The sequence below is a fragment of the Gluconobacter roseus NBRC 3990 genome, from assembly GCF_006538885.1.
In the GTDB taxonomy this organism is placed as follows: domain Bacteria; phylum Pseudomonadota; class Alphaproteobacteria; order Acetobacterales; family Acetobacteraceae; genus Gluconobacter; species Gluconobacter roseus.
Genome location: NZ_BJLY01000001.1, coordinates 205,932 through 232,091, shown reverse-complemented (window position 1 = coordinate 232,091; position 26,160 = coordinate 205,932). Strand labels below are relative to the sequence as shown.

At 61.1% G+C, this 26,160-nt stretch carries 13 protein-coding genes and 1 pseudogene; 10 read left to right on the top strand and 4 right to left on the bottom strand.

All coding sequences use genetic code 11. The features are described 5' to 3' along the window. The first annotated feature begins 19 nt into the window (after nt 1-19). The 9 genes from GRO01_RS00870 (at nt 20) to GRO01_RS00835 (ending at nt 14,837) form a co-directional block, all read left to right on the top strand. The gene (locus tag GRO01_RS00870; protein ID WP_062508349.1) at nt 20-1,627 is read left to right on the top strand and encodes a serine hydrolase; all 1,608 of its coding nucleotides are present in this window, start codon (nt 20-22) and stop codon (nt 1,625-1,627) included. Nucleotides 1,628-1,790: 163 nt separating this feature from the next. Further along, on the top strand, nt 1,791-3,011 hold the full coding sequence (locus tag GRO01_RS00865) for an FAD-dependent oxidoreductase (protein ID WP_062508347.1): 1,221 nt from the start codon (nt 1,791-1,793) through the stop codon (nt 3,009-3,011). A gap of 17 nt (nt 3,012-3,028) precedes the next feature. Then, entirely contained in the window at nt 3,029-5,416 is a 2,388-nt protein-coding gene (locus GRO01_RS00860; RefSeq protein WP_174787378.1) for a penicillin acylase family protein, read from the top strand. Then, nucleotides 5,413-6,696 carry a serine hydrolase domain-containing protein gene (locus GRO01_RS00855; protein ID WP_062508343.1) on the top strand — a complete coding sequence of 428 codons (1,284 nt, stop codon included), beginning with the start codon at nt 5,413-5,415 and terminating at the stop codon, nt 6,694-6,696. Before GRO01_RS00860 ends, GRO01_RS00855 begins: the two co-directional genes overlap by 4 nt. Further along, nucleotides 6,693-7,226 carry a hypothetical protein gene (locus GRO01_RS13470; protein ID WP_231490167.1) on the top strand — a complete coding sequence of 178 codons (534 nt, stop codon included), beginning with the start codon at nt 6,693-6,695 and terminating at the stop codon, nt 7,224-7,226. Before GRO01_RS00855 ends, GRO01_RS13470 begins: the two co-directional genes overlap by 4 nt. Next, on the top strand, nt 7,169-8,767 hold the full coding sequence (locus GRO01_RS13765) for a S9 family peptidase (RefSeq protein ID WP_062508340.1): 1,599 nt from the start codon (nt 7,169-7,171) through the stop codon (nt 8,765-8,767). Before GRO01_RS13470 ends, GRO01_RS13765 begins: the two co-directional genes overlap by 58 nt. A gap of 245 nt (nt 8,768-9,012) precedes the next feature. Next, nucleotides 9,013-11,901: a TonB-dependent receptor plug domain-containing protein gene (locus GRO01_RS00845; RefSeq protein WP_062508338.1), complete on the top strand. Its 2,889-nt coding sequence runs from the start codon at nt 9,013-9,015 to the stop codon at nt 11,899-11,901. 107 nt (nt 11,902-12,008) lie between these two features. Beyond that, nucleotides 12,009-13,514, top strand: a complete 1,506-nt coding sequence (gene dacB / locus GRO01_RS00840) for a D-alanyl-D-alanine carboxypeptidase/D-alanyl-D-alanine endopeptidase (RefSeq protein ID WP_062508336.1) — start codon at nt 12,009-12,011, stop codon at nt 13,512-13,514. A 24-nt stretch (nt 13,515-13,538) separates the two neighbouring features. Next, nucleotides 13,539-14,837, top strand: a complete 1,299-nt coding sequence (locus GRO01_RS00835; protein WP_083541304.1) for an exo-beta-N-acetylmuramidase NamZ family protein — start codon at nt 13,539-13,541, stop codon at nt 14,835-14,837. A gap of 6 nt (nt 14,838-14,843) precedes the next feature. Here GRO01_RS00835 and GRO01_RS00830 read toward each other — a convergent pair. Next, nucleotides 14,844-17,137, bottom strand: a pseudogene (locus tag GRO01_RS00830) (GH92 family glycosyl hydrolase). A gap of 697 nt (nt 17,138-17,834) precedes the next feature. Between GRO01_RS00830 and GRO01_RS00825 the strand changes: the two are divergent. Continuing rightward, nucleotides 17,835-20,876: a TonB-dependent receptor domain-containing protein gene (locus GRO01_RS00825; RefSeq protein WP_231490165.1), complete on the top strand. Its 3,042-nt coding sequence runs from the start codon at nt 17,835-17,837 to the stop codon at nt 20,874-20,876. Nucleotides 20,877-21,069: 193 nt separating this feature from the next. On the opposite strand, the gene GRO01_RS00820 is transcribed toward GRO01_RS00825, so the two are convergent. From GRO01_RS00820 to GRO01_RS00810, 3 genes are all read right to left on the bottom strand, one after another. Beyond that, entirely contained in the window at nt 21,070-23,430 is a 2,361-nt protein-coding gene (locus tag GRO01_RS00820) for a TonB-dependent receptor (RefSeq protein WP_062508330.1), read from the bottom strand. A 113-nt stretch (nt 23,431-23,543) separates the two neighbouring features. After that, nucleotides 23,544-24,878, bottom strand: coding sequence for an MFS transporter (locus GRO01_RS00815; protein ID WP_062508328.1), 1,335 nt, complete (start codon nt 24,876-24,878; stop codon nt 23,544-23,546). Nucleotides 24,879-24,980: 102 nt separating this feature from the next. Continuing rightward, on the bottom strand, nt 24,981-26,135 hold the full coding sequence (locus GRO01_RS00810; protein WP_062508326.1) for a M24 family metallopeptidase: 1,155 nt from the start codon (nt 26,133-26,135) through the stop codon (nt 24,981-24,983). Between the last annotated feature and the right edge of the window lie 25 nt (nt 26,136-26,160).

Sequence of the window (26,160 nt, the reverse complement as noted above, 5' to 3'; positions counted from 1 at the left end):
ATCGTATTCAGAGCCGTTCATGATCCAGCCCGCCCGACAGTCCTTCATGCTCGCCATTTCGGCAGCACTTCTCCTTTCCACGACATGCGCCACCCGCGCTGCCACACTACCAGCGGGCCTGACCGAACAGAACATCACCACAACGGTGGAACACGCACGCTTGGCCTTCGACGTGCCGGGCATTGCGGTGGCCGTGGTGCAGGATGGCGAAGTCGTGTTCAGCCGCGGCTATGGACGACGCGCGCAGGACAGTGCGAGCGCGCCGGTAGACACCCGCACGATGTTTGCCATCGGCTCCAACACCAAGGAATTCACCGCAACGGCGCTGGCTCAGCTTGTCGATCAGGGCAAGCTGAAATGGAACGACCGCATTATCGACCACATGCCGGAATTCCGCGTGGCCGATCCGTCCATCACACGGGACTTCCGCGTTTCGGACCTGCTGACGCATCATAGCGGCATGGGACTGGGCGCCGGGGACCTGATGCTGTTTTCACACAGCACGTTCACTCGGCCGGAAGTCCTGGCCGGTCTGCCATTCATGCCGTTCACCGCGTCCTTCCGCAGCGAATACGCCTATAACAATCTTCTCTATGTCGTCGCAGGCGCGCTGGTCGAACGCATGACGGGCCAGAGCTGGGAAGAAGTCGTCCAGAAGCACCTGATCGATGCCGCGAGCCTTCCCGCCTGCCAAAGCACACCGCCGGTCAAAGGCCAGACGAATGTGGCCACCGGCGAAGGCGAAAGCACAGTCCTTCCTGAACGGAGCGCCCTCCGCCTGCCAGCGGTCGCTCCCGCCGGTGGCATCTGGTGCAGCGCCGATGGCGTGGCGCGCTGGGCCCAGACCTATCTCAATGGCGGCCGCGCCCCGAACGGCCAGCAGATCTTCAGCCAGACCAGCCGCGACGCGCTCTGGGCGCCACACGGACTCCTGCCCCTGCCCGACACGGCGGATGCCACAAAGACCCATTTCCGCGCCTATGGCTACGGCTGGTTTATGGAGGATTTTTTCGGTCTGAAGCGCGTCTGGCACACCGGTACCATTGGCGGCATGGTTAGTTATGTGACGTTCCTGCCTGAACGGAAATCAGGCATCGTCGTGCTCACCAACCATGACGATCCCGGAGCGACATACGCCATCGCAACAACGCTCAGTTCCTATGTCGCAACCGGCAAGAGCGCGGACTGGGTCACCCATTTCCAGAACGAAAAAACCGCCAAACAGGCCGCAAATGCGAAAAGGGCCGCCGAAACCGGCCCCGGCTCCCCCGCACGGCCCTTCATTACGCTCTCACACGACGCGCAGCAGGACTATGTCGGCACCTATCGCGATGACTGGCGCGGCCCGATCACGATCAGCCGACGCGGGGCAGACCTTCGGATGTCTTTCAGCCATGCCGATGGCCTGACCGGAACGCTCTCCGCCCTGCCACATGATCTGTTCATTGTCCGCTGGGATGACCGCGGACAGGACGCCGACGATGATTCCTACGTGCAGTTCGAGCGCGATGTCTCGGGTCAGATAAGCGGCATGAAAATGCAGGTCATCGGCTCGGATTTCAGTTTCGATGCGCAGGATCTGCACCCAAAGAAGGTCAGTTCCACTCCAGAAGCCCCAAATCCCTGATCCACCGTTTTCATTGCAAAACAACACCTTAACCACAGGTTATGGGAGGATGGCCTCTTTGCATTGGCCCAACCGGTTTGGGAAATGTAGATTCTGGTCATGATCACGGCGCAGGAGACTGCAATGTCTCCCCGCGCCCAGCCTCTGGACGCTCAGGATTCTTATGGCCGGCAAACGGACCATCACCATCATCGGCGGGGGCGTTATCGGCCTGACATCCGCCTGTGCCCTTGTTCGAGACGGACATGACGTCACCCTGATCGAACGACGCGGCGACGTCGGACGGGAAGCCAGCTTCGCGAATGGCGGTCAGCTCAGCTACCGCTATGTCAGCCCGCTGGCCGATGCTGGTATCGCGCAGGACGCTCTGGGCTGGCTGTTCCGCCCGAACTCCCCGATCTCGTTGCGCCTGAAAGCCGATCCGCATCAGTGGCGCTGGCTGCTGGCCTTCCTGTGCGCCTGCAACCGGCAGACCAACCGCCGCAATGCCGCAGTCCTACTCGATCTCGCGCTCAGCGGACAGGCCGAGCTTGAGAAATATCGCGAGGAGGGCCTCGGCGACTTCCTGTGGCGCCGACCGGGAAAGCTCGTCCTGTACCGCAACGCCGCCACCTTCCGCAAAGCCGCGAAATCGGTCAGTGATCCGGAACGTCAGCGCGCGCTTTCCCCGTCCGAATGCACAGACGTCGAACCGGCCTTCGAAGGCCTGCGGGAACAGATCGCAGGCGGCATCTTCTCGCCCGAAGACGAAGTCGGGGACTGCTTCCTGTTCTGCAAGGCCCTGCGCGAAACCCTCGCCGCTTCACCGAACTTCCGTCTCATACAGGGCGACGCCACGCTCACAACAGGCCCGAAAGACCGCTGCGAAGTCCAGCTGGATGGCAAGCCATTCGAAACCGATCTCGTCGTCCTCGCAGCCGGGATCGGCTCCCGGAAACTGGCACGTCCGCTCGCGCTCAACCTGCCGCTCTATGGCCTGAAAGGCTACAGCCTGACCACCCGTCCCCGCCCCGGCCTCGTGCCCTCGGTCAGCGTGACGGATTACGATAACCGCGTGGTCTATGCCGGTCTAGGCGATCGCCTGCGGGTCGCCGCAATGGTCGATATCGGTTCGGAAAACACCCATCTGAACCCCAAACGCCTCGGAGAACTGCGCGCCCTCGTGTCGGAGACGCTGCCCGGCGCGCTCGGCAAGGGTGACGATACGCCCTGGGCCGGACTGCGGCCCGCCACCCCGACCGGCGTTCCGATCATCGCCCGCACCCGATATGACAATCTTCTGCTCAATGTGGGGCATGGTGCCCTTGGCTTCACACTCTCGGTCGGCTCGGGCCTGAGACTGAAAGAGATCGTGGCCGGGTTCGACACCCGCGCCGTCAGCTGAAAAAGGAACAGGTTCCTATGCAGGCCACCCGCCGCACCATTCTTCTTGGCGGCGTCGCCGCCACCCTGTCCATGCCGGGACGCAGCGCACGCGCCGCCTCCCCCCTTCAGAGCCTGCCGGGCCTGAGCCAGCCGGTCGAAGTTCTGGAAGACCGCTGGGGCGTCCCCCATGTCCGCGCGCAGACCATCCCCGATGCCTTCTTTGCTGACGGCTATCTGGTCGCACGCGACAGGCTGTGGGAACTGGATTTCGGCCATCGGCAGTCTCTGGGACGACTGGCGGAAGTCTTCGGCCCGGCCTTCGTCCCGTCCGACACGGCCAACCGGCTGGTTCTGTTCCGCGGAGACGCCGAACGCGAACTCGCAGCCCTCCCTTCCGTAACGCAGGACTGCGCACGCGCCTATGTCGCCGGGATCAATGCGCGCATCGCAGAAGTCACCGCAACCCCCTCGCTCCTGCCGCCGGAATTCGGCATTTTCGCTGCCACACCGCTGCACTGGGACGTGCTGGACCTGATCCGCATCCGCGCCGAAGTCACAGGCAATACCCAGACCGAAATCCGTCGCGCCCGACTGGCCGCACGAGGCGGGCTCGCCTACGACGCGCTCATCACACCGCTGGAACCCGTCCATGACCTGCGCGTCCCGGAAGGGCTGGACACCAGCGCCATCCGCGAAGACGACCTCGGACTGTTCGGCGTGCTTCAGGCCCCCCTGCCACGACACGACCTGCATGCGGCCACCGATAACGAGACACGGCGACGGAACGAGGGCAGCAATTCCTGGGTCATCGCCCCCTCCCGCACCGCCACCGGCCGCCCCATTCTGGCCAATGACCCACATCTGTCCTTCGGCGTCCCCGGCCCGCGTCACGTCATCCATCTGACGGCCCCGGGGCTGGATGTGATCGGCGGCGGCGGTGCTGGCATGCCCGGCGTCATGCAGGGCCATAACGCGACGATCGCCTTCGGCCGGACCAATTTCCATATCGATCAGGAAGACCTGTTCATCCTGCGCACCGACCCCGCCGATCCGCTGCGCTATGCCCATCAGGGCGGCTGGAAACGCATGGAGCAGGTCGAGACACGGATCGCAGTGCGTGGTGAAGCCGAGAGGGTGGTGAGCCTGTTCTACTCGGTCCACGGCCCGGTCGTCTCACGCGATCCAACCCGCAACCGCGCAACGGCGGTCTCGGCCACCTGGCTCGCCCCCGGCGCCAATGGCCTGCTGGCCAATATCGGGATCAATCTGGCGCATGACTGGACCAGCTTCCGCGAAGCCCTGCGCGTCCATACCAGCCCGACCAACTTCACCTATGCCGACACCAGCGGCAATATCGGCTGGCAGGCCGCGGGTGGCCTGCCCCGTCGCGCTCCGGGACATGACGGGCTCATGCCCGCACCGGGAGACGGACGATATGACTGGCAGGGTCTTCAGCCGCTCGAAGCCCTCCCCAGCAGCTTCAATCCCGCACGCGGCTGGTTCGGAACCTCCAACGAAATGAACCTGCCCCCCGGCTATCCGATCGAGGAACGGCGCGTCAGTTTCGAATGGCGTGACGGCTTCCGCCACGAACGCGTGACCCAGATGCTGGATGCAACACCGCGTGCAACCCTTGCCGACAGCGTAGCCCTGCAACACGACACATTATCCGTTCTGGCCCTGCAGATGGTCCGGCTCCTGCCAGACGCCCCGCCCGATCTCGCCGCAGAGGCTGCATTGCTCAAAGCATGGAACGGCCGCGTCGATGCCACCAGTGCGGCCGCCGCGCTGTATGAAGTCTGGTGGACCCGCCTCGAACGCGCCCTGCACGCCCTCATCATCCCGTCCGCCCTGCACGACCTGCTTCCGGGACCGGTCAATGCCACGGTTCAGCTTGCCCTGTTCCAGTCCCCCGATACCCGCTTTGGCGCAGACCCCGTGGCCGCACGGAACAGAATGCTCGTCGAACAGTTCCGGGAGGCTGTTCAGGAACTGCGGGGACGGCTCGGCCCTCTCCCCGTCGCATGGCGCTGGGGCGCGCTCCACACCATCACGTTGCGTCACCCGCTCGCAGTCGTCCCGGCCATCGCGGCGGCTTTCCCCACGATCGGCGGTCCCTCAGCCCAAAGCGGCGGCGACCCCTATACCGTCATGGCCCGCTGGTACAGCCCCCAGAAAGGCGGCGCGAATGCCTATGCCACCACCGGAGGAGCCAGCTATCTGATGGTGTGCGACGTCGGCAACTGGGACCGCTCGCTGTATCTCAACTTCCCCGGTCAGTCAGCCGATCCAAAATCGCCGCATTACGCCGATTTCCTGCCCGTCTGGCTGCGCGGCGCCATGCAGCCGCTGTCATTCAGCGCCCGCAGTGTCGATGCAGCCGCCGTCCGCCGCATGACGCTCCGCCCGGAGGCTCAACCATGACCATCCGGGGCCTCACACTGGCCGCCCTCGCGGTCCTGCCTTCAGCCGCACACGCCCAGACACCCACCGAGACCACCCACGCGCTGGATCGCGTCCTGACGCAAGGCGAAGTCCGGCCACTGGCCGCCATCGCCGCAATCCGTCTGCGCCACGGCCGCGTCGCCTACAGCTATTACGGCGGATTTGCCCGACAGAGCCCGGACGGAGCAGTCCCTGTCGGTCCGCAAACGCTTTTCCGCATCGCCTCGATCTCGAAAGTCGTCACGACCATCGGGCTGATGGAACTGGTCGAACAGGGCAAAATCAACCTCGATCACGACGCCTCCGACTATCTGGGCTTCCGGCTCCGCAACCCGGATTTCCCGCAGACACCCATCACCGTGCGGATGCTGCTCAACCACACCTCCAGCATCCGCGACGCCGACGGCTACACGCTCCCACCGGACCACAGGATCAGCGAGTTTTTCGACGCCACCCACAAACCCGGCGACCCCGGCTATCACTTCGCGCATGGAGACGGACACGCACCGGGCACGTGGTTCGAGTACTGCAATCTCTGCTACGGCCTCGTGGGCACGATCATGGAACGTGCCAGCGGCGAACGGTTCGACCACTACCAGCAGACGCATGTGCTGGCCCCCCTCGGGATCGACGGTGGCTATAACCGTATGGCCCTCCCCCATCCCGACCGTCTGGCCACGCTCTACAGCCACCAGCCCAGAGGATGGGAAGCCGAGACGGACACCCAGCCCCGGACCCCGAACTGGAACGCCGCATTCCTCGCCAGCTACACGCCGGGCACGAACGGCACGCTGTTTTCCCCGCAGGGTGGCCTGCGCATTTCCATGGAAGGGCTGACCCGTCTCGTCCGCTTCATGCTCGCTCATGGCACGCTGGATGGCAGAACACTGCTTTCCGCACGCAGCATCGACCTGATGCAGACACCCACATGGCAGTATGACGGCAAAAACGGCGACTGCCCTTACCCAATCGCCAGCTACGGCCTGAGCATGGCGCGCCTGACCGGAGCACGGGATTCTTCGGGGCGCGAAACCCGGCCCTATAAAGGATATTCCGGCGATCTGGCCGGCCATCTCGGTGACGCCTATTCGCTGCATTCAGGCTTCTGGTACGACCCCGCAACCGGCGACGGCTTCCTGTTTGCCGCAGATGGCTTCCCCGATTCCGGACAGGAACGGCCCGGAGCCTATTCCTCATTCACCCGCGTCGAGGAAGAAATCTTCACCGCCCTCGCCGAAGCCGGGACATCAGCCCCATGACCATCCGACTATCCCTTCTCGCCGCATCCGCACTGCTCGCGGCCACCTGTTCCGGCGCAATCGCAGCCCCCGCGCCGGACACAGCCCAACTGGGCGCCCTGCTGGCCATGCCCTATGCCAACGGCCTGACAGGCGCCGCAAAAACAGCACGTCTGGCCTGGGTGGAACGTCGGGATGGCGTCCGCAACATCCTGATTTCCGACGGAGGCGCGCCCCCCCCCGCAAGGTCACTGCCTATACGCAGGATGACGGAACCGATCTGTGGGGCCTCGCCCTCAGCCCGGACGGGCGAATACTGGCCTTCGTCGAAGGCGGCGATGCAGAATATCCGAACGACCACGCCCCCAACGCCGGCAATGCGGCCATCCCGGGCAGGGAAACCGTGCGTGTCATCCTGCCCGATGGCCGGACCGTCACTGCTGGCGAAGGACATAGTCCGGTCTTCTCCCCTGACGGACGCCTACTGGCCTTCATGCGGGGTGGCGCGCTGCTGGTCGGCCAACCGGGTCAGACGCCACATGTCGTCATGACCACACCGGGCGAGATCACCGCCCTGCACTGGTCCCCGGACAGCACCCGCCTTGCGCTCGAAATCGACCGAGGCTCCCACAGTCTGATCGCACTCTGGAACGCCCGAAACAGCAGTGCCGCACCCGTGTTCCTGCCCGCCGCACTGGGGCACGATCAGGAAGCAACCTTCTCGCCAGACGGCCGCTCCCTCGCCTTCGTCCGTGCCTACAAGCCGCTGCTGACGGCCGAACGCGGCAAAGGGCATTTCTGGTCCGTTCAGGTCTATGACACCACATCCGGCGCAGAGCACACGCTCTGGACCGCACCGGAAGGGCCCGGAAACCGCTTCTGGGCCCCAGAAGGCATGGAGCTGACATGGACCCGCAACGGCCAGCTTCTTTTCCCATGGGAAGGCAGCGGCTGGCTTCGCCTCTGCGCCCTGCCCGTTGCCACCCCGACGGCAACACCACGCTGCCTGATGCCGGATAACGCCGAAATCGCGTCCTACCGTCTGTCAGCGGACGAAACCCACCTGCTCTATACCGCCAATATCGGTGATACGGATCACTGGCGCGCCTGGTCCCAGCCCCTCGATAACGGCCAGCCTGTTGCCCTCAGCGACCCGGACGAACAGGTCATGGACCTCACGATGGCTGGCCCGGACCTCGCCATGATGGCCACAGGCAAAGACCAGCCTGCCCACCCGGTCGTGCTCCAGAACAATGCCCGCCACCTGCCTGTGACGCCCACCATCCCGGCCGGCTTCACATTCACAACGCCTCAGATCGTCCATTTCCGCAGCGATGATGGCCGCGACATCCACGGACAGCTGTTTTTGCCTCCCGCCGAAACGCCGGGCCCGCATCCGGCACTGGTCTTCGTCCATGGTGGCCCGCACCGGCAGATGCTCCCGGCCTTCAATCCGATGGGCTATTATTCCAATGCCTATGCCATGAACCAGTATCTGGCATCGCGCGGATATGTGGTGCTGGCCGTCAATTATCGCAGTGGCACCGGCTATGGCGTGGATTTCCGGACCGCCCCCGGCATCGGCCGGGCTGGCGCCAGCGAATATAAAGACGTGCACGCGGCCGGACTATTCCTGCGCAGCCGCTCCGACGTAGCACCGAGCCGGATCGGCATCTGGGGCGGAAGCTGGGGAGGCTATCTGACGGCTCTGGCCCTCGCCCGCAACAGCGACCTGTTCGTGGCCGGCGCCGACTTTCACGGCGTCCACGACATGACGGAACCAGATCATTCCGGCCTGTCTCCCGAAGAAAAGCAGCGGGAAAAAGACAGCGAATGGCGCTCCTCCCCAATCGCCGACATCGCACACTGGCGCTCACCAGTCCTGCTGATCCACGGGGATGACGACTTCAACGTTGAATTCGAGCAATCCGTCCTGCTGGCCCGCATGCTCGCAGCACGGAACATTCCGTTTGAAGATCATGTCTTCCCCGGTGAGCGTCACGCTTTCCTGCGGACACAGGACTGGCTGAACGCCTATCTGTGGACGCTGCATTTCTTTGACACAAAAATTCCGCTCCAGCAGTCTCACTGATTTTCTGCCGGATCTGCCTTAGGGAACAAGCCGCTCTGAAAGGCAGATCCGCTTGAAATCACAAGACATACCCCGCCCCGCCATACGGAAAATGTTGCTTTCATGAAACATCAAGGGGTGGCACGGACATAACTCTAGGTTATATGGCGCGCGCAGTTTCGAAATCGACGACTGCATAACGGACATGCATATTAGTTCGATATCGCAACATCACCGCCGCCGGCGCTTATCGAGGGAACCAGGGTATGACGGCCAGACTGCCCCTGAAGTCTTATTTCCTGTCCTTTGCGGCCCTGTCATCAGGCGCAGCGTTCCTCATGCCGCAGCAGTCTTACGCTGCCGCAACGGTCACCAAACCTGCCGATACGAAGCCTGCATCTTCCCAGCCTTCGAAGACCGCCGCAAGTCATAAAAAGACACAAAATCAGACAGAGTCCAACCGGGAAGTCATCACCGTTACGGGCAGTCATATTGCGAACTCGCATATCAAATCCCCGACCCCCATCAGCTCCCTCAGCCAGCAGGAAATTCTGAACCAGGCGCCGAGCAACAACATCGCCGATCTCGTCAACCAGATGCCGCAGTTCGCGGGCAGCCAGACGCCCCAGAACTCCGCCTACTCCCTGAGTGACGGCACGGCCGGCATCAACGCGCTCAACCTTCGCAATCTCGGCCCTGTCCGTTCCCTCGTGCTGATGGACGGCCGACGGATCACGCCCTCTGCCATCACCGGCATCGTCGACATCAACACGATCCCCCAGCAGCTGGTCAAACGCGTGGACGTGGTGACGGGCGGCGCCTCCGCACAGTACGGCTCCGACGCCGTCGCGGGCGTTACGAACTTTGTGCTCGACAAGACCTATACGGGCCTGAAGGTCACGGCGGATTCCGGCATTTCCGACTATGGTGACGGAGAAAACGAACACGCCGCCATCGCCGGCGGCTTCGGCTTCGCGCACGGAAAAGGCCACGTCCTGCTCAGTGGCGACATCGCCCATCAGGACGGCATTTTCCACGTCTCCCGCGACTGGAACGTAAACGGCAACCGCATCGTCGCCAATCCCGACTATGTCGCAGGAAACGGCCAGCCCTATTACCTCCGTGTCGGCGATGCAGGCACCAACAACGTCATGCCCGGCGGCATTATCAACGCCTCCACGGGCGGCGTGGCGAACTCCCTGCGCGGAATCTATTTCGGCCCCGGCGGCAGCGTCAACCATTACAATTACGGTTCGTTCTCAACGTCCAGCGTCTCGGTCGGTGGCGACCAGAACCTGGCCAACAACAACAAGAACATTGGTCTGGAACCGCAGAGCGACCGCAAAAACCTCTTCGGACGCCTGAGCTACGACGTCGCGCCATGGATGACCCTGTACGCAGAAGGCGCCTATAACGAGAGCGAATACGTCTACAATTCCGGCCCACAGTATCTCAGCTCGGTCTCGCTGAAAGGGACCAACCCCTATCTCGTGGACGCTCTGGGGGCCGACGCCCTCCAGAACGTGTCGTCCGTCACGGTCGGCACCACCGCGCTCGACATGCCCTATCGCCGGACCGACAACCTCCGCAGCGTCCAGCGCTATACTTTCGGCGGCGAAGGCAATTTCGAGATGTTCGGCAAGCGCGCCTCATGGAGCGCCTACGGCCAGTATGGCGTCACCCACACGCATGAGCAGATCTACAACGTCATGAACACGGCGAAGATCGCCAATGCGACTGACGCCGTGCGCAACTCGGCGGGGCAGATTGTCTGCCGCTCCTCCCTGACCGATCCCGGCAATGGCTGCTCCCCGATCGACTGGCTGGGAACGGGTGTCATGTCCCCCGCGTCCATCGGTTACGTTCTTGACGCACCGTGGCGGAACCAGCGGTTTCAGGAAATCGTCTCGGGCGTGAACCTCTCCACGATCCCGTTCGCCACATGGGCGGGTGACGTGAACGTGGCCGTCGGCGGCGAATACCGTGACGAGCGCTCTTCCGGATACGTCCCGACCGAATACCAGTCGGGCTGGTCCGTCGGCAATTACCGCCCGACATTCGGCCACTACAACGTCAAGGAAGCCTATCTCGAAACCGCAATCCCGCTGGCGAAGGGCCTGTCCTTCAACGGTGCCGTCCGCGGAACCGACTACTCGACCTCCGGCTACGTCACGACATGGAAAATCGGTGGAACCTGGCAGCCCATCAAGGACGTGCTGTTCCGCGCCACCCAGTCGCATGACATCCGCGCACCCAACATCAACGAGCTTTACAACGCCGGAACGTCCCAGACGACAAGCGTGCTCAATCCGGCAACGGGCCTGACGAACACCGTCCTCGCCAATACCACAGGCAACGCAAAACTGCGTCCCGAAACCGCCAACACGACCGTCGTCGGTGCCGTCATCACGCCGCGCTATGTCTCCGGTCTGGCCGTCTCGGTCGACTGGTTCCATACCAAGATCAAGAACGCGATCGAACAGTTCTACCCGCAGTCCATCATCAACGAGTGTTACTCGGGATACACCACGTTCTGCTCGGCCATCCGCCCCGATCCGACAGGCACGCGCGATCTGCTGATCAGCGCCTCCCCGTTCAACTTCGCCAAGCTTGAAACCAGCGGCATCGACATCGACGCCTCATACAGCTTTCCGCTCCGCCGCCTGCTGCGCGACGCCGACGGCAAGTTCACCATCCACGGTCAGGCCACGAACTACCTGAAATATGTCTCTGACTCAGGTATGGGCTACACGGTCGACACGTCGGGCGACATTTCCTCCGGCCCGCCGCGCTGGATCTACCGCTTCTCGGCCACCTACAGCACGTCGCGCTACAGCCTCACGGCCATCGCCCGTGGCATCAGTGCCGGCAATTATTCCAACAGCTACATCCAGTGCTCCGGAACATGCCCGGCCTATAACGCCAACTATCCCACGATCAACAACAACCGCGTCACGGGCATTTTCTACTTCGACATGAACGCGACCTATAATCTTCCGGTCGAAAAAATCGGCAAGATGCAGCTCTTCCTGACCGTCACCAACCTCGCAAACACCTCCCCGATCCTGCTGCCGGAAGGTGGACTTGAAGCCGACGAAACCTACAGCAACCTGCTGGGCCGGACCTATCGCGGCGGTATCCGCATGGAGTTCTGAACCAGACCTTCCACCCCTGACCTGCCCACGAGGCTGCCTGTTCACCCGATACAGGCAGCCTCGTGTCTTTTCAGCCCCCTCACAATTTCCACTCGGACAGGGCCTTCATGCGTCAGATTTCCAGCCATGCCCCGCGATGTTCATCCCGGCTCCTCCGGAAACTGCTCCCATACGCAGCGCCCATCACCCTGAGTGCCTGCGCCGTCCAGAACGCCCCACCCCCGCTCGGCCCACATGCGCTGGCAGACCGCCTTTCTCCCATCCTGCAAACCTCGCAGGACCAGGGCATGCGCTGGGGCATCGTCATTGCCACTCAGGACGGAAAGACCCTGTTCTCCCGCAACCCCAACGGACGCTTCATCCCGGCCTCGAACACCAAACTCTTCACAACAGCCGCCGCCATGGCAGAGCTTGCAGAACTGGACCACGAAGCAGCCGAACACCCCACGACACTCCTGCTCGCCCCCCGCCCTCACGGAGCCCCAGACCTCATCCTGCGTGGCTCGGGCGATGCCGTCCTGTCCGATGACGCTGCCTGCAAAACCGACTGCCTGAAAACACTGGCGGATGCCGTCTCCGCCAAGCGGCTCAGACACATCCATGCCATCATCGCGGATGATCAGCTTTTCGCGGACGAACGCTGGGGCGACGGATGGAGCTGGAACAACCTGCCGACCCAATGGGGAACCGCCGTCTCGGCCCTGACGCTGAACGACAACGTGGCCGAACTGACCGTCCAGCCCGGAACCCACCCCGGCGACCGCCCAACCGTCCACTGGTCAGCACCCGACGAAGGACTGACGCTGGTCAATCAGGCCCTGACAGTCCCGGACGGCAAACCCGAACTAAGCCTTGAAAAGAAGCCCGGCGACACCCGCGTCATCCTGACAGGAACACTTCCGATAGACGCACCCGTCCAGACACTGAAAATCGGGCTCGATGATCCAGCCCTCTCAACCGCCCGCCACCTCAGATCCCTTCTGCGCCAAACCGGCATCCGGGTTCAGACCATACAGGTCAGACACCGTCTGACGAAAACTGCCGCCGATACGCCTGCGCCAGCCGCCCGCATCCTCGCCACCCTCCCCGCCCCGGATCTGAAAAACGACATCCGTCACCTGCTCAAAGTCAGCCAGAACCTCCATGCCGAACTCATTCTGCGCCGGCTGGCCCTTGTGCATGGCAAAGGCTCCACTGAAGACGGCCTTACTGAGCGCAAACAGGTTCTGACCACTCTGGGCCTGCCCACCGCAGGCTTCTCGCTCTACGACGGCTCGGGAATGTCCCCCTATAACCGCGTAACACCTCAGACCGTCATCCAGCTTCTGCGCTTCGCCAACAACCAGCCCTGGGGCGCAGACTGGCGGGACGACCTCCCTCTCGCAGCCCGGGACGGCACCCTTGCCCACCGCTTTATCGGCACCCCCGTCGCGGACCACCTGCACGCAAAAACCGGCACCCTCGCAGCCACCCATTCCCTGTCCGGCTACCTTCAGACCACCCGCGGCCAGACCCTCCTGATCGCCATCTTCGCAAACGACATCCCGGACGATCTGCCTCATCCGACCAAAATCATGGATGATCTGGTCACTGCCGTCGCCAAAGCCGAATAGCCAAACCCCGGGAGCCCGCACGACATGCCCCACCGTTCTTCCGCAACCCCCGCCCGAAAAACCTCCCTCGGCCGTCGCACCTTCATGAGCCTGTGTGCAGGAACCGCCGTATCATCATGGACAACAGCTTCGGGAATGCCTGCGGAATGCTCTCCCCCGGTCAAAATCCGAACCGGCTATGACGTTCTCGAAGCCGATGGCTATCAGGCGCTCAAAGGCCGCAAACTGGGCCTGATCGCCAACCCCACAAGCGTGGACCGACAGCTGCGCCATATTGCAGACCGGCTGCACGCCGCTCCGGGCGTAAACCTGAAAGCCATTTTCGGACCGGAACACGGCTTCCGCGGATCAGCGCAGGCGGGCCATTCCGAAACGAAAAGCATCGACCCCCGTACGGGCATCCCCGTCTATGACATGTACACGCTCTCCGGCCCGAAGCTGGATGCGCTTCTGAAATCTGCGGATATCGACCTTCTCGTCTTCGACATTCAGGATATCGGCGCCCGGTTCTACACCTATATCTGGTCCATGTTCGACGCCCTCGCCGCCTGCGCCCGCTGCGGCATCGCGTTCATGGTGCTGGACAGACCCAATCCCATTACAGGCCTGCACCCCAGCGGCCCTACCCTCGACCCGGCCTTTTCATCCTTCGTAGGCAGGGTCCCGCTCCTCCTGCGACACGGTATGACCGTGGGCGAACTCGCCCGCCTGTTCAACAGCCGCTTTGTGCCTCAGCAGGCAGGCCGCCCCGCCCGACTGAGCGTCATTCCCATAACCGGCTGGCGCCGGGATCTGTATCAGGACGAAACCGATCTCGTCTGGGTGCCCCCAAGCCCCAACATGCCCGACGTGACAACGGCCATCGCCTATCCGGGGACCTGCCTGTTCGAAGGCACGACCCTCTCGGTCGGCCGCGGCACGGCCTCCCCCTTCCTGACACTCGGCGCCCCCAATCTCGACGCAACCCGCTGGGTGGACAACCTCAACAACGCAAGCCTCCCGGGATGCCTGTTCCGCGAAGACTGGTTCACACCCGGGTTTAAAGTCGCAAAAGACCAGTTATGCCACGGGCTCCAGCTCGCCATTACGGACCGGAAATCCTTCGATCCCCTGCTGACAGGCGTGACACTGCTTCAGACCGTCCTGAAAATATCGGACAGCCCGATATGGAGGAAATCCGGCTCCACCTTCGACATCCTGGCTGGCAGCAGCACCCTCCGCCACCAGCTCTCACAGGGCATGTCAGCACCCGACATCACGGCCAGCTGGAAAACGGACGAAGCAGAGTTCGCCCTGCAACGCCGGCCGTTCCTGATGTACTGAGCGCCGTTATGGAGCCTTCGCCCCCGTTTCAGGCTGGGCCTGCATCACAAAACGCAGTTCTCCGCCTGCGATAACACTCTTCTGCGAAAGAAAGGGCGTCTCAAGCCGTCGGCCATTCAACGTGACGGACCCGACATAAGGGTACTGCGCATCAAGATGCTCGGCAACCACCGTAAACGTGCGGCTGTTGCCAAGGTGAATCACAGCCTTCGGAACAAACGGACGCCCAATGGCATACTCCCCGCTCGCCGGCGTGACGGGATAAAAGCCCAGCGCCGTGAAAATATACCATGCCGACATCTGACCGAGATCATCATTCCCGGCCAGCCCGTCCGGCCGGACGGCATACTGCGTCTGCATGATCTGCGTCAGACGCTGCTGCGTCTTCCAGGGCGCACCGGCATAGTCATAAAGATACGCGACATGATGGTCCGGCTCGTTACCATGAGCATACCATCCGATCAAACCGCTGATATCCTCGACATTCTTGAAAATCGCAGGATCCACTTTCGCATCGAAAAGCGTATCGATCTTCGCCATAAACGGCGCCCCCCCATGACAGAGATCAGCCCCGGAATATCCTGCGGGACATACCAGGAATACTGCCAGGCATTGCCTTCCGTATAATCGCTACCATAGGCGGCCGAAGCCGGATCGAACGGCATCCGGAACTGCCCGTCACTTTTGCGCGCCCGCATGAAGCCCGACTTCGGATCCCAGACATTCCGCCAGTTATGGGACCGCCGCTCGAACTCACCGGCAATATCCCCATGCCCCATGGCACGTGCCATCCGTGACAGCGCCCAGTCGTCATAGGCATATTCAAGGGTCTTCGAGGCGCCCTCGGCTTCTTTGTCGATCGGCACGTAACCGATCTTCATGTAGTCGGCGAGATCGCCATAGGACGCGTAACTGGCACTGTGCACCATGGTTCTGAGTGCAGCCTCGGCATCAAAGCCCCGCACACCCGCAAGATACGCATCGGCAATCATGGGCACCGCGTGATACCCAATCATGCACCAGGTCTCGAGCCCCTGATAGGACCAGACCGGCAGCAGCCCGAACGGACTGTTCTCCGCCGCTGCCACCAGAGACTGGACGAACTGCGAACTCAGATCAGGCCGCAGAAGCGCGAGCAGAGGCTGCTGCGCGCGATAGACGTCCCATGTCGACCAGGTTGAATAGAAATCGAACCCTTTCGCCTTGTGCACTTCATAATCCGGTCCGCGATACTCGCCATTGGCATCCATGCTCAGCGTCGGCGCCAGCATCACATGATACAGCGCCGTATAGAACTGCGTGCGCTGATCGGCCGTGCCATCCACATCCATGATCGAAAGCGCGCTTTTCCAGGCGTCCTGTGCCTTCGCGCGCTGCGCATCAAAATCCCAGCCCTGACCTTCACGGTCAAGATTATCGACCGCATTTGCTTCACTGACCGGCGAAATCGCTGTCTTCACCATCAGAGGCGCATCAGGCTTGCCGAAGTCAAAGATCGCCTCAAGCGCACGGCCGTTCTGCGCATCCTGATCCACAGCCCGATTGCCCGGACCTTTGAAGCCCTTGTACGGAACATCCGTCTCACGATTATAGAGCGTCCGGCTCACCATCGGCCGCGAGAACCGCATGGCAAAACACAGCACCCGCCCGGGCGCCCATCCGCGCGTCATGCGGCACCCCGACACGGTGCCATCAGCCGCGACATGCAGCCGCGCCCAGCTGACCTTACCGGGATAGTCATAGATACTCGGCCGCAGATCGAGCAGCAGATGCGCAGGCTTGCCCTTTGGAAACGCATAGCGATGCCAGCCCACACGCTGACCCGCCGTCAGCTCGGCCCGCACACCATAATCATCGAGCGTGACCGCGTAATATCCCGGATGCTCCACTTCGGTCGCATGCCGGAAGCGCGACCGATACCCGCTGCCCGGCACCGCCGCATCCCCCGGCTCCAGCCGCACGTCTCCCGAAACCGGCATGACCAGCACATCACCCAGATCGGAATGACCCGCGCCGGAAAAATGCGTGTGCGAGAAGCCCAGAATGGTCGGATCGTCATACTGATACCCGGCGGCCCAGGGATAGGAATGTTTGAAATCCTTCATATCCGTATCGGGTGAGACCTGAACCATTCCAAACGGCATCGTCGCCCCCGGAAAGGTATGCCCCGCTCCCCCGGTCCCGATCCGCGGATCAACCGCAGACACTGCTCCGTCATCAGCCCGGACCGGATGCAGCCCCCCTCCCGTCAGGAAAACCGAACCCGCAACACTCAGAACGCACAGAAAAGAATGCTTCATTGAAATGACCCGACCAGAACCGTGAGAAATCGGAAAAACCGTAATCAGAAATATCCCGCCCGCCTAGCGCTGCTGGCCCGAACCGACCCCAGAGACAATGCGATCAGACGGCAGAGACCTGCGAATCTTCTCAGATCACCCAGTCACTCCACAACATCCGCAGCACGACAATATACGGCGCACAAAGACGGAAAACCGTTCTTATTCCATAATAGTTTTCGGCTCACACAGCCCGATAAATCATAACGGTAAAGCAATCAGAAATCCATCAAGACTTCACAAGCAATAAAGACACTTCAGTTTCATCAATGAAAACTTAATAAAAAACAATCCATATCCAAAATGGATATGATAAACAAATATGAAATCATTTGCTATTTTAATGAATATTTTTGGTATCCTCCCCATTGCTCATTAGAAATAGAATGACACACTGGTCGTAACATTCAGGCCACACCCAATTCCAAATGCTGCGACCCACATCCTCCTTTAGAAACAAAATCACGTCATATCATTGAAAACAAACAATAGTTTTCTTTCAGATGTGAAACTGCATGTTGCGCATCTGTCACAACTTATACGCCAAGTGAGTGCGCCGTAACACTGAGAGACGATTCCTTCTTGCGCGTCTGCTCAATACTGTTGCGATTATGTATCGCAGACATCTCGATGATTTTCGGAGTTATTCTTTATGCGAATGGGAAGGCGTTTCCGTTTTGGCGCCACATTGTGCAGCGCAACCATCCTGGGAACCATCGCCGTACCGGCCATGTTCCTTGAGGCTCACGCTGCCGATACGGATGCAACAACCAGCACCAAAACGAAAAAAATCGTCAAGAAGACCGCTACCGCACCTTCCGCTGCCACAGCGCCTGCTGCGGCCAGCGCGAAGCATAGCGGAAACGCTGCAGTCCTGCGGACTGCCCGCCAGGGCGATACGGAACCCAAGGGCGGTTCAGAAAGCATCATCGTCACCGGCTCGCTGATCCATGATCCGAACCTGCACAGCGCGTCCCCGATGACGCAGCTCACACGGCAGGGCCTGCAGCAGCGCGGCATCAAGACGGTCACTGACGCGCTGCAGCAGCTGTCATCGAATGGCGCCGGCAACCTGACATCCGCTTTCAGTGCCAACGGCGCCTTCGCAGCCGGTGCATCCGCCCCGTCCCTGCGCGGCCTGTCGACTGACTCGACGCTCGTCCTGATGGACGGCCAGCGCCTGTCCTATTACCCGCTGTCCGATGACGGCGAGCGTAACTTTGTCGACACGCAGTGGATGCCATCCTCCATCATGGAACGCACGGACGTTCTTCAGGACGGCGGATCGGCAACCTACGGCGCTGACGCCGTCGCTGGCGTGGTGAACATGGTCACGCGCCGGCAGATCAAGGGCGTGGAAGCCAATGCCGAAGGCGGCCTGAGCCAGCGCGGCGATACCGGTCACCAGCGGCTTTATGCCACATTCGGCCATGGCGACCTCGATCGTGACGGCTACAACGTCTACATCAACTCCGAATACCAGCAGGATGACGCGCTGTATAACCGCCAGCTCGGCTATCCGTATAATTCGGGTGACCTGACCGGAATTGGCGGCGGCAACGGAAATTACAACGTCGCTTCAAACGGCGCGATCAACAATTTCGTAGCCACACCGAACGCGGTTGTACGCCCGGTCGACAGCAGCGGTGCGGCCGCAGGCCCCTGGCAGCTGCTCAACCCCTCCGCAGGCTGCTCCGCAACGGGTGGCGGCGGCCTCGTGACAGGCACCGTGAATGGTGGCGTTGGCAATAACAACCAGGCCTGCACCATGAACAGCGAGCGTTACGGAATGGTCGTTCCATCCGTACGACGCATCAGCGCAAGCGCACATTTCATTGCGAATGTGACCCCGCGCTCGCAGTTCACGACGATGTTCAACTACGCACAGACGGATACGTACGAGCTTTCGCACAACCCGTATCCTGTCCAGACGTCGAACCAGAACAAGTCCGTCAGCCTGATCGGCATCCAGATCCCTGCACTTCTGCCCAACGGCCAGCTGAACCCCAACGACCCCTTCGCTGCCCAGGGCCAGAACGCCAACATCTACGGCACCTTCGGCAACAATGTTCCCGGAAACACCCAGTTCAGCCAGACCTTCCGTGGATCCGCCCGATACAGCGGATGGGAACCGTCAAAATGGGGCAGTGACTGGAAGTACGACGTCAACTTCGTTGGCATGAACACGCTTCTGGATCAGACCTATACCGGCTATCCCAATGTTTACGCCCTGCAGAACGCGGTCAATGACGGCACGTACAACTTCGTAAACCCGTCACAGACGCCGGCTTCGGTCGTCAACTCGATCTTCCCGAACGTCACGACCCATTCCCGTTCGCAGGAATATTCCGGTGAAATGACGGCCAGCAAGGGTCTGTTCCGCCTGCCGGGCGGCATGACCACGCTTGCCATCGGCGGCAACGTGCGCTGGGAAGCCCTGAACGATCCCAACGCAAACCCGACGATCAACAACGTTGCATCCACGCAGCTCTATGCGGGCATCAACCCGTTCAACGCACAGGGCAGCCGCTGGGTCGAGTCCGGCTTCTTCGAAGTCGCCCTGCCCTTCCACAAGATGTTCGATGCCGACATCTCCGGCCGTTACGACAACTACTCGACCGGAAACCGTCACTTCTCGCCGAAGGTCGGTGTGAACTTCCGTCCGACCGACTCCCTGACGATGCGTGGAACCTTCTCCCGCGGCTTCCGTATTCCGAGCTTCGCGGAAACGGGCGGCTCCAACGTCGGCTACACGAACTACACCATCAAGAATGCCGACTGGATCGCCGAACATAATGGCGACGCCTACACGAACGCCTACAGCCTCGGCGTCAACTCGAGCGGCAACAAGAACCTCAAGCCGGAAATCTCGACCAACGTCACGGGCGGTATGGTTTTCCATCCGACGAACTGGGTCAGCCTGAGCGTCGATTACTACTACATCGAAAAGCAGCGCTACATCACGGCCAACCCGATCCAGGCCGGCGACGTCGCGGAAGCCTATATCGCGAATGGCGGTTCCTACTCGGCACCTGGCGTCACGGTTACCCCGGATACGGTCGATCCGCAGGATCCGAGTGCTTCCGTCCGTCCGGGCATCATCAATATCGGCTACATCAACGCCAACAAGCTCGTGACCGATGGTGTTGACGCTGAATTCTCCGCACGTCACCGCCTGCCGGGCGCACTGCACGACGTGATGTGGTCCAGCCACGGACAGTTCACCTATGTCCGCAACTTCAACCTGACCCTCCCGAACGGCAGCGTTCAGCACTACGCCGGCACGATCGGCCCGTGGGAAGCAGTTTCCGCATCGGGTACGCCGCGCTGGAGAGCCAACTGGGCCAACACCTTCACCTGGAAGTCCCTCTCGGTCACGCCGACGGTCTACTACACCAGCGGATACAAGACGGTGTCTGAAGACTACCAGGCCGGTCTCGGCTGCGGACAGTCCCTCGCACAGGTCAATAACAGCTTCGCTCCTGCCCAGTGCCACGTGAAGAACTGGTGGGATGTCGACCTGACGCTGTCCTATCAGGTCAACAAGCGCCTGAACGTCTATGCGAACGTCTACAACCTGCTCGGCTTCAGAGCGCCGTACGACTTCGCAACCTACGGGTCCTATCTGTACAACTCTTCCTGGGCCCAGAAGGGTATCATCATGCGCTCCTTCCAGTTCGGCGCAACGCTCACCCTCTGAGGAACCTTTTCCTCCCGGTGTGACGCTGCCCACCTGAACGGCCGCAAAAAGAATGGGATGGCATTTCGATGCCATCCCATTTTTCATGTCTGCTCTTCCAACCCGTTATCATCGCAGGTACGGCAAGCACCCTGTTTCCGGATCAGCCCAATCCAGCCGGGAGTATTCCTGCCCCCGGCTGCGACCCGATAGCTTACAGATCCACCCGGAACCGCCCGCCCACCATCCGCGGTGTTCCCGGAATCCCGAAAATCCCGTTCAGACCCGTCTGGCGCGTCACATCATACCGCCGGTCAAGAATATTGTTGGCATAGGCCGAAACCGACCATTTCCCGCTCTTCGGCGCAAAGGTCAGCCCGACATCCATCAGGAAATACGCCGGCATCCGGTACAGATTATTCCCCGGCACATCGAGCTGCGATCCACGATAGCTGTAGTCAAGATACGGCGTCAGCGTCCACCACGCGCCCAGCTTCGCCTTGTAGGATGCCGATCCCTCGAGCGTCAGTTTCGGGATCCCCATATCCACCCCGGCATAGCTGCGATACAGCGCCATCAGCTTGCCCGTCCTGATATAGGTCGCCGCCACGGCCGTGGAATCGATCGCACTGTAATTCTCGTAATTCCCGCGCTCGTATCCGAAGTGCTGATGCAGCAGCAAGCCCGGAATGGGATTGGCGTCGATCTCCATTTCCACACCCCAGATCCGGCTTTTGGGAATGTTGACGTACTGCCCGACCACACCATAGTTCGACACCACGGCAAGCCCGGCCACCTGCTGACCATGATAATCGTACCAGAACGCATCGCCATTGAGGCGGATCTTATGGTTCCAGTAATCGGATTTGAAACCGACCTCATAGGCCAGCAAAGATTCCGGCTTGGTCGGATTAAGCTGCGAGGCCACGACCGTATTGTTCGCCGTAAAACCACCCGGCTTGAAGCCCTTGCGGATGGAGCCATAGAACATCAAATTGTCGAGCGCCTGATACTCGATCCCGCCCATCCCCGAAAACTGGTTCGTCAGCGCCCCGCGACGCCCGTAATGGTTGTTAAACGGCGTGGGATAAACGGCCGTATTATAGCGCATCGTCTGCATGTTATAGAGATCACGATCATCGGATTCATGCGTGATCCCCGCCAGCAGATGCAGCCGCTTCGTCACCGTCAGGCGCAGATGTCCATACTGGCTGAATGCCTGCTGATCCTGATTATAGCTCGTCCGCTGGATATAAGGCCGCGATCCCGAACCGGTATAATCATTGAAAATGACTGAATGCATCTGCGTGCGGTCATAATACATGCCCACATTCCATTGCAGCCGCTCATGCGGATTGCGCGATGCCAGCCTGACTTCCTGCGAGAACAGGTTCGCATCCGTATTGACGTCATCGTCATAGATCGCATAGCGCGTGCCATCCAGATCCATCAGATTATGCACATACATCTGTTGGAACGCACTGATCGTGCTCAGATCGGCAAAGCCCAGATTGCGCGTGAAATTGACGCCCGCCCCCCAGAACGTGTTGTTGTAAGACGGCTTCGTCCCGGCGGAATTGCCTGTAAGCTTCAGGAATTCCGGCGTAAAGCCCCAGCCGGTGTTCCGGTTGTTCTGATAGGTCGGCGTATTGCGCGCCAGATCCTGGATGTTGTAGGCGCCCATCGCCTGGGAATCATCCTGCATCCAGTTGCCGCTGAAGACGATATTCGTCCTGTCATCCGGCTGCCAGGCCACCTTGGCCCGCAAACCGCCCTTGTTCGCATTCCCCAGCGACTGTCCGGTATTGATGTTCTTCTGAAAGCCCCCGCCCTGCTGCGTAAAACCCGCAATGCGGTACTGCACATTGGACGACAGAGGCTCCGAGACATACAGGTTCGTAATGCTGCGATCATAGGTCGCAATGTCTTCCGACGCCCCGTAATGGAACACCTTCGTCGGATCGGCAGTTTTCACATTGATCTCACCGGCCGTCACCGTCTGACCATGCGTAAAGCCCGATGGGCCGGTACTCACATCAACCCCGGCCATATCGAACATCGCAGCCCCCGCCATATACCCGATCGGCAGCGCCACCCCGTCCACATAGGTCATGACCGACGGCGTATTGTTCGCCGTAAAGTCGTTCAGCCCCACACCGCGCAGCGTGAAATTCACCGCCGAACTCGAACCCTGCGGCTGCACCGTCAGGTTCGGCGCAAGGTTCATCAGCCCCTTCACATCCGTGACCTGATGCCGCGCCAGCTCGGTTGAATCGATATGCGTGACCGACACACCCTGACGCTGCATCGCCAGCTGCCCGAACGCATTTTTCCTGCGGCACACCTGGATCGATTCCGGATCGGAAGACGGCGCCACATGCCGCACCCGGGGCTTTGCAGCCGCCACACCTGCCGCATGAGAGCCTACCGGACGGCTGACGACAGCACGCCCCTTCGTACCCTTCGCCCCCTGCACGACCTTGCCGGATGGCGTCGCCGCAACAGCGGACAGACCCAGCGGCAGCGTCAGCACCAGCGCACTCGTACACATGAGGATGTTGTTTAAACGGAACATTTCAGGTCTCCCCGGTACAACTCCGGCTTTCGGAAAATATGGCAGTCATGCAAAATGCATGGCGGATTTCAGATCCGGACCCGGAGCACACAGGCCCGGATATCCGGCAAAACTCAGTACGCCTCCCCGATCTCTTCCAGAGACCGGTTCACGGTCGACGGACCGAAAATCAGAACGGACAACACCCCCACGAGCAGGATCAGCGCCGTCAGGCCAAAAACTCCGGCAAACCCGGCCCGCGGATACAGCGCCCCGATCAGCAGCGGCGCCATAATCGCCCCCGTCCGGCCAACAGCAGAGGAACTCCCCATCCCCGTCGCACGCAGGGCGGTCGGGAAGATTTCGGGCGTATAGGCATAAACCCCGGCAAACGTGCCGTTCATGAAAAAGGACAGCAGCATCCCCGCCATCAGCACCCCGGTAGAGGTCGACACAATCCCCATCGCAAGCGCACTCAGAACAGCTGCCCCCAGATAGGACGCAACGGTCGTTTTGCGTCCGAAATACTCGTTACAGAATCCTGCACTGAAATAGCCGGGGATCTGCGCTACACAGATGGCGATCGAAAACCCGAAACTGTGCGTAATGGTGAACCCGCGCGCGATCAGAAGTGTCGGCAGCCAGGAAAAGAACGCGTAATAGCTGAACGTGACCGACAGCCACAGAACCCAGCTCATGGCCGTCACCCGCCGCAACCCACCACTCCACAGCCGCGCGAACTGCCCGCCCACCGACGGACGTTCCGATGCCACCGCACCCGCTTCATAAGCCGGAGGCACGACGCCGACACTCTTTTCGATACCGCAAAGAACGGAATGCGCCGCCTCACCCCGGCCCACGCCTTCAAGCCAGCGCGGAGATTCCGGCAAAGCCCGACGCCACCACAGCAACATGACCACCGGGCACGCCGTCAGTCCCACCGCCCAACGCCAGCCATTCGCAGAACCCGGCACCAGCGCATATCCCAGCAGCGATGCCCCCACGAACCCGAAGGAGAAAAACCCCGCCAGCGCCCCTGTAAACACCCCGCGATACCGCCGCGGCACGAATTCCGACAGATACGGCGCAATAATTGCGGATTCAGCGCCCGTTCCAAGCCCGGCCACCACGCGCGCCAGCACAAAACCATGCCAGCTCACACAGAGCGCCGAGACGAGAGACCCCACGCAGTAACACGCCAGCGCCCACATCATCACGGACCGCCGGCCCCACCGGTCCGCCGCCAGCCCCGCCGATAGCGCACCGATGAAATATCCAAAAAATGCCCCACTCCCCAACAGACCAAGCTGGGTCATCGACAGCCCCCACAGATGCTGCAGGGCCGGCATGACGAAGGCGAGAATGGCGCCATCAAGCCCGTCAAAACAGTATCCCGCGCCCCCGAGAAACAGGAGCCGGTAGTGAAACCCGGAGAACGGAAGACGCTCCAGTCGATCTGCAATGGACATAGGTTTCTATCCCGGAACGAAAGGCAGCAGGGAAATGCAACTTCTTCCAACCGTTCCCTCGCCCCCAGCCTTTCACAGCAGGAGGCGCAGGCCGGAAGGGCTTTACCCGACGATCAGGTCTTCTTTTCTGTCAGGATATTGCGTGAGGATCTCGTACCCGGTCTCCGTCATCAGAACCGTGTCGGAATGGCGATATCCGCCCTTCCCTTTGATGTAGATCCCCGGCTCAATGCTGAAGATCATGCCAGGCTGGATGACATTATCCTCACCCAGCGCCAGGAACGGCGCTTCATGGCTCGTGACACCAAAGCTGTGCCCCGTCCGGTGCAGCGGCGTCTCATATCCGGCCCCATGCGCAATCGCCTGACAGGCCGCATCGATTTCCGAACCGATCGCCCCGGGTTTGAGCATGTCATACGCCTTGTAGCGCATTTCCATCATCGTATCGAAAGGCCGCTTCGCCTCTTCAGGGATCGTCTGGAGGAAGAACGTGCGCTCTATTTCCGCCCCGTAACCGTTGATCTTGCCAGCCACGAACCCAAGGAACGGACCACCCGGTTCACAGGTCACCGTCAGGCACGAAAAATTATGCGGATCATCCGTATAGGCCGGCGGCTGGATCAGCCCGGCAGCATGGCTCGACATGACGTTATACTGCGGGGATTCCGTCAGGCAGCGCTGATAGAAATACGGCGTCACGTCTCCAATGGCATGCGCCACCATCACACCAGGCTGCACCTTCCCCAGCATCATCGCCAGCGCCTTCGTCATCACATCGCTCGTCCAGGCAATGCGCGAAATCTCATGCGCCGACTTGATCTCACGGACCTCGTCAATGATGTTCAGCACCTTCACCGGATTGGGGATCTGCGCCTGCAGATAGGCCGGACAGGCGCCCTCGATCCCGATTGTTCCCTGCTTCGGCAGCGCCTCGGCAAACCGGTCGGACCAGCGCGATCCCACGACTGCCGGGAACTCCGCATAGCTCAGCAGCCTGAAGTCCCCGACCTTGTGACGCAGCACATGCGGCACTTCGAGCACCGGCACGACGAAGAACGTCTCGGTCATTGTCAGCACGAGCACAAACGGCCGCTCATGCACGAAATTCGCAAAATTCGTCAGGTAATAGACATTGTTCGGATCAAAGGAGACATAGGCCGAAAGCCCGGCCTTCTCCATTTTCTCACGAACCTTCCGATGACGTTCAGCAATCTCGGGCGCGGAAACCTGTGCGGCAGTCAGAGGCGGCATCGTCATGTGGGACCCTGTCTTTCTGGGACAA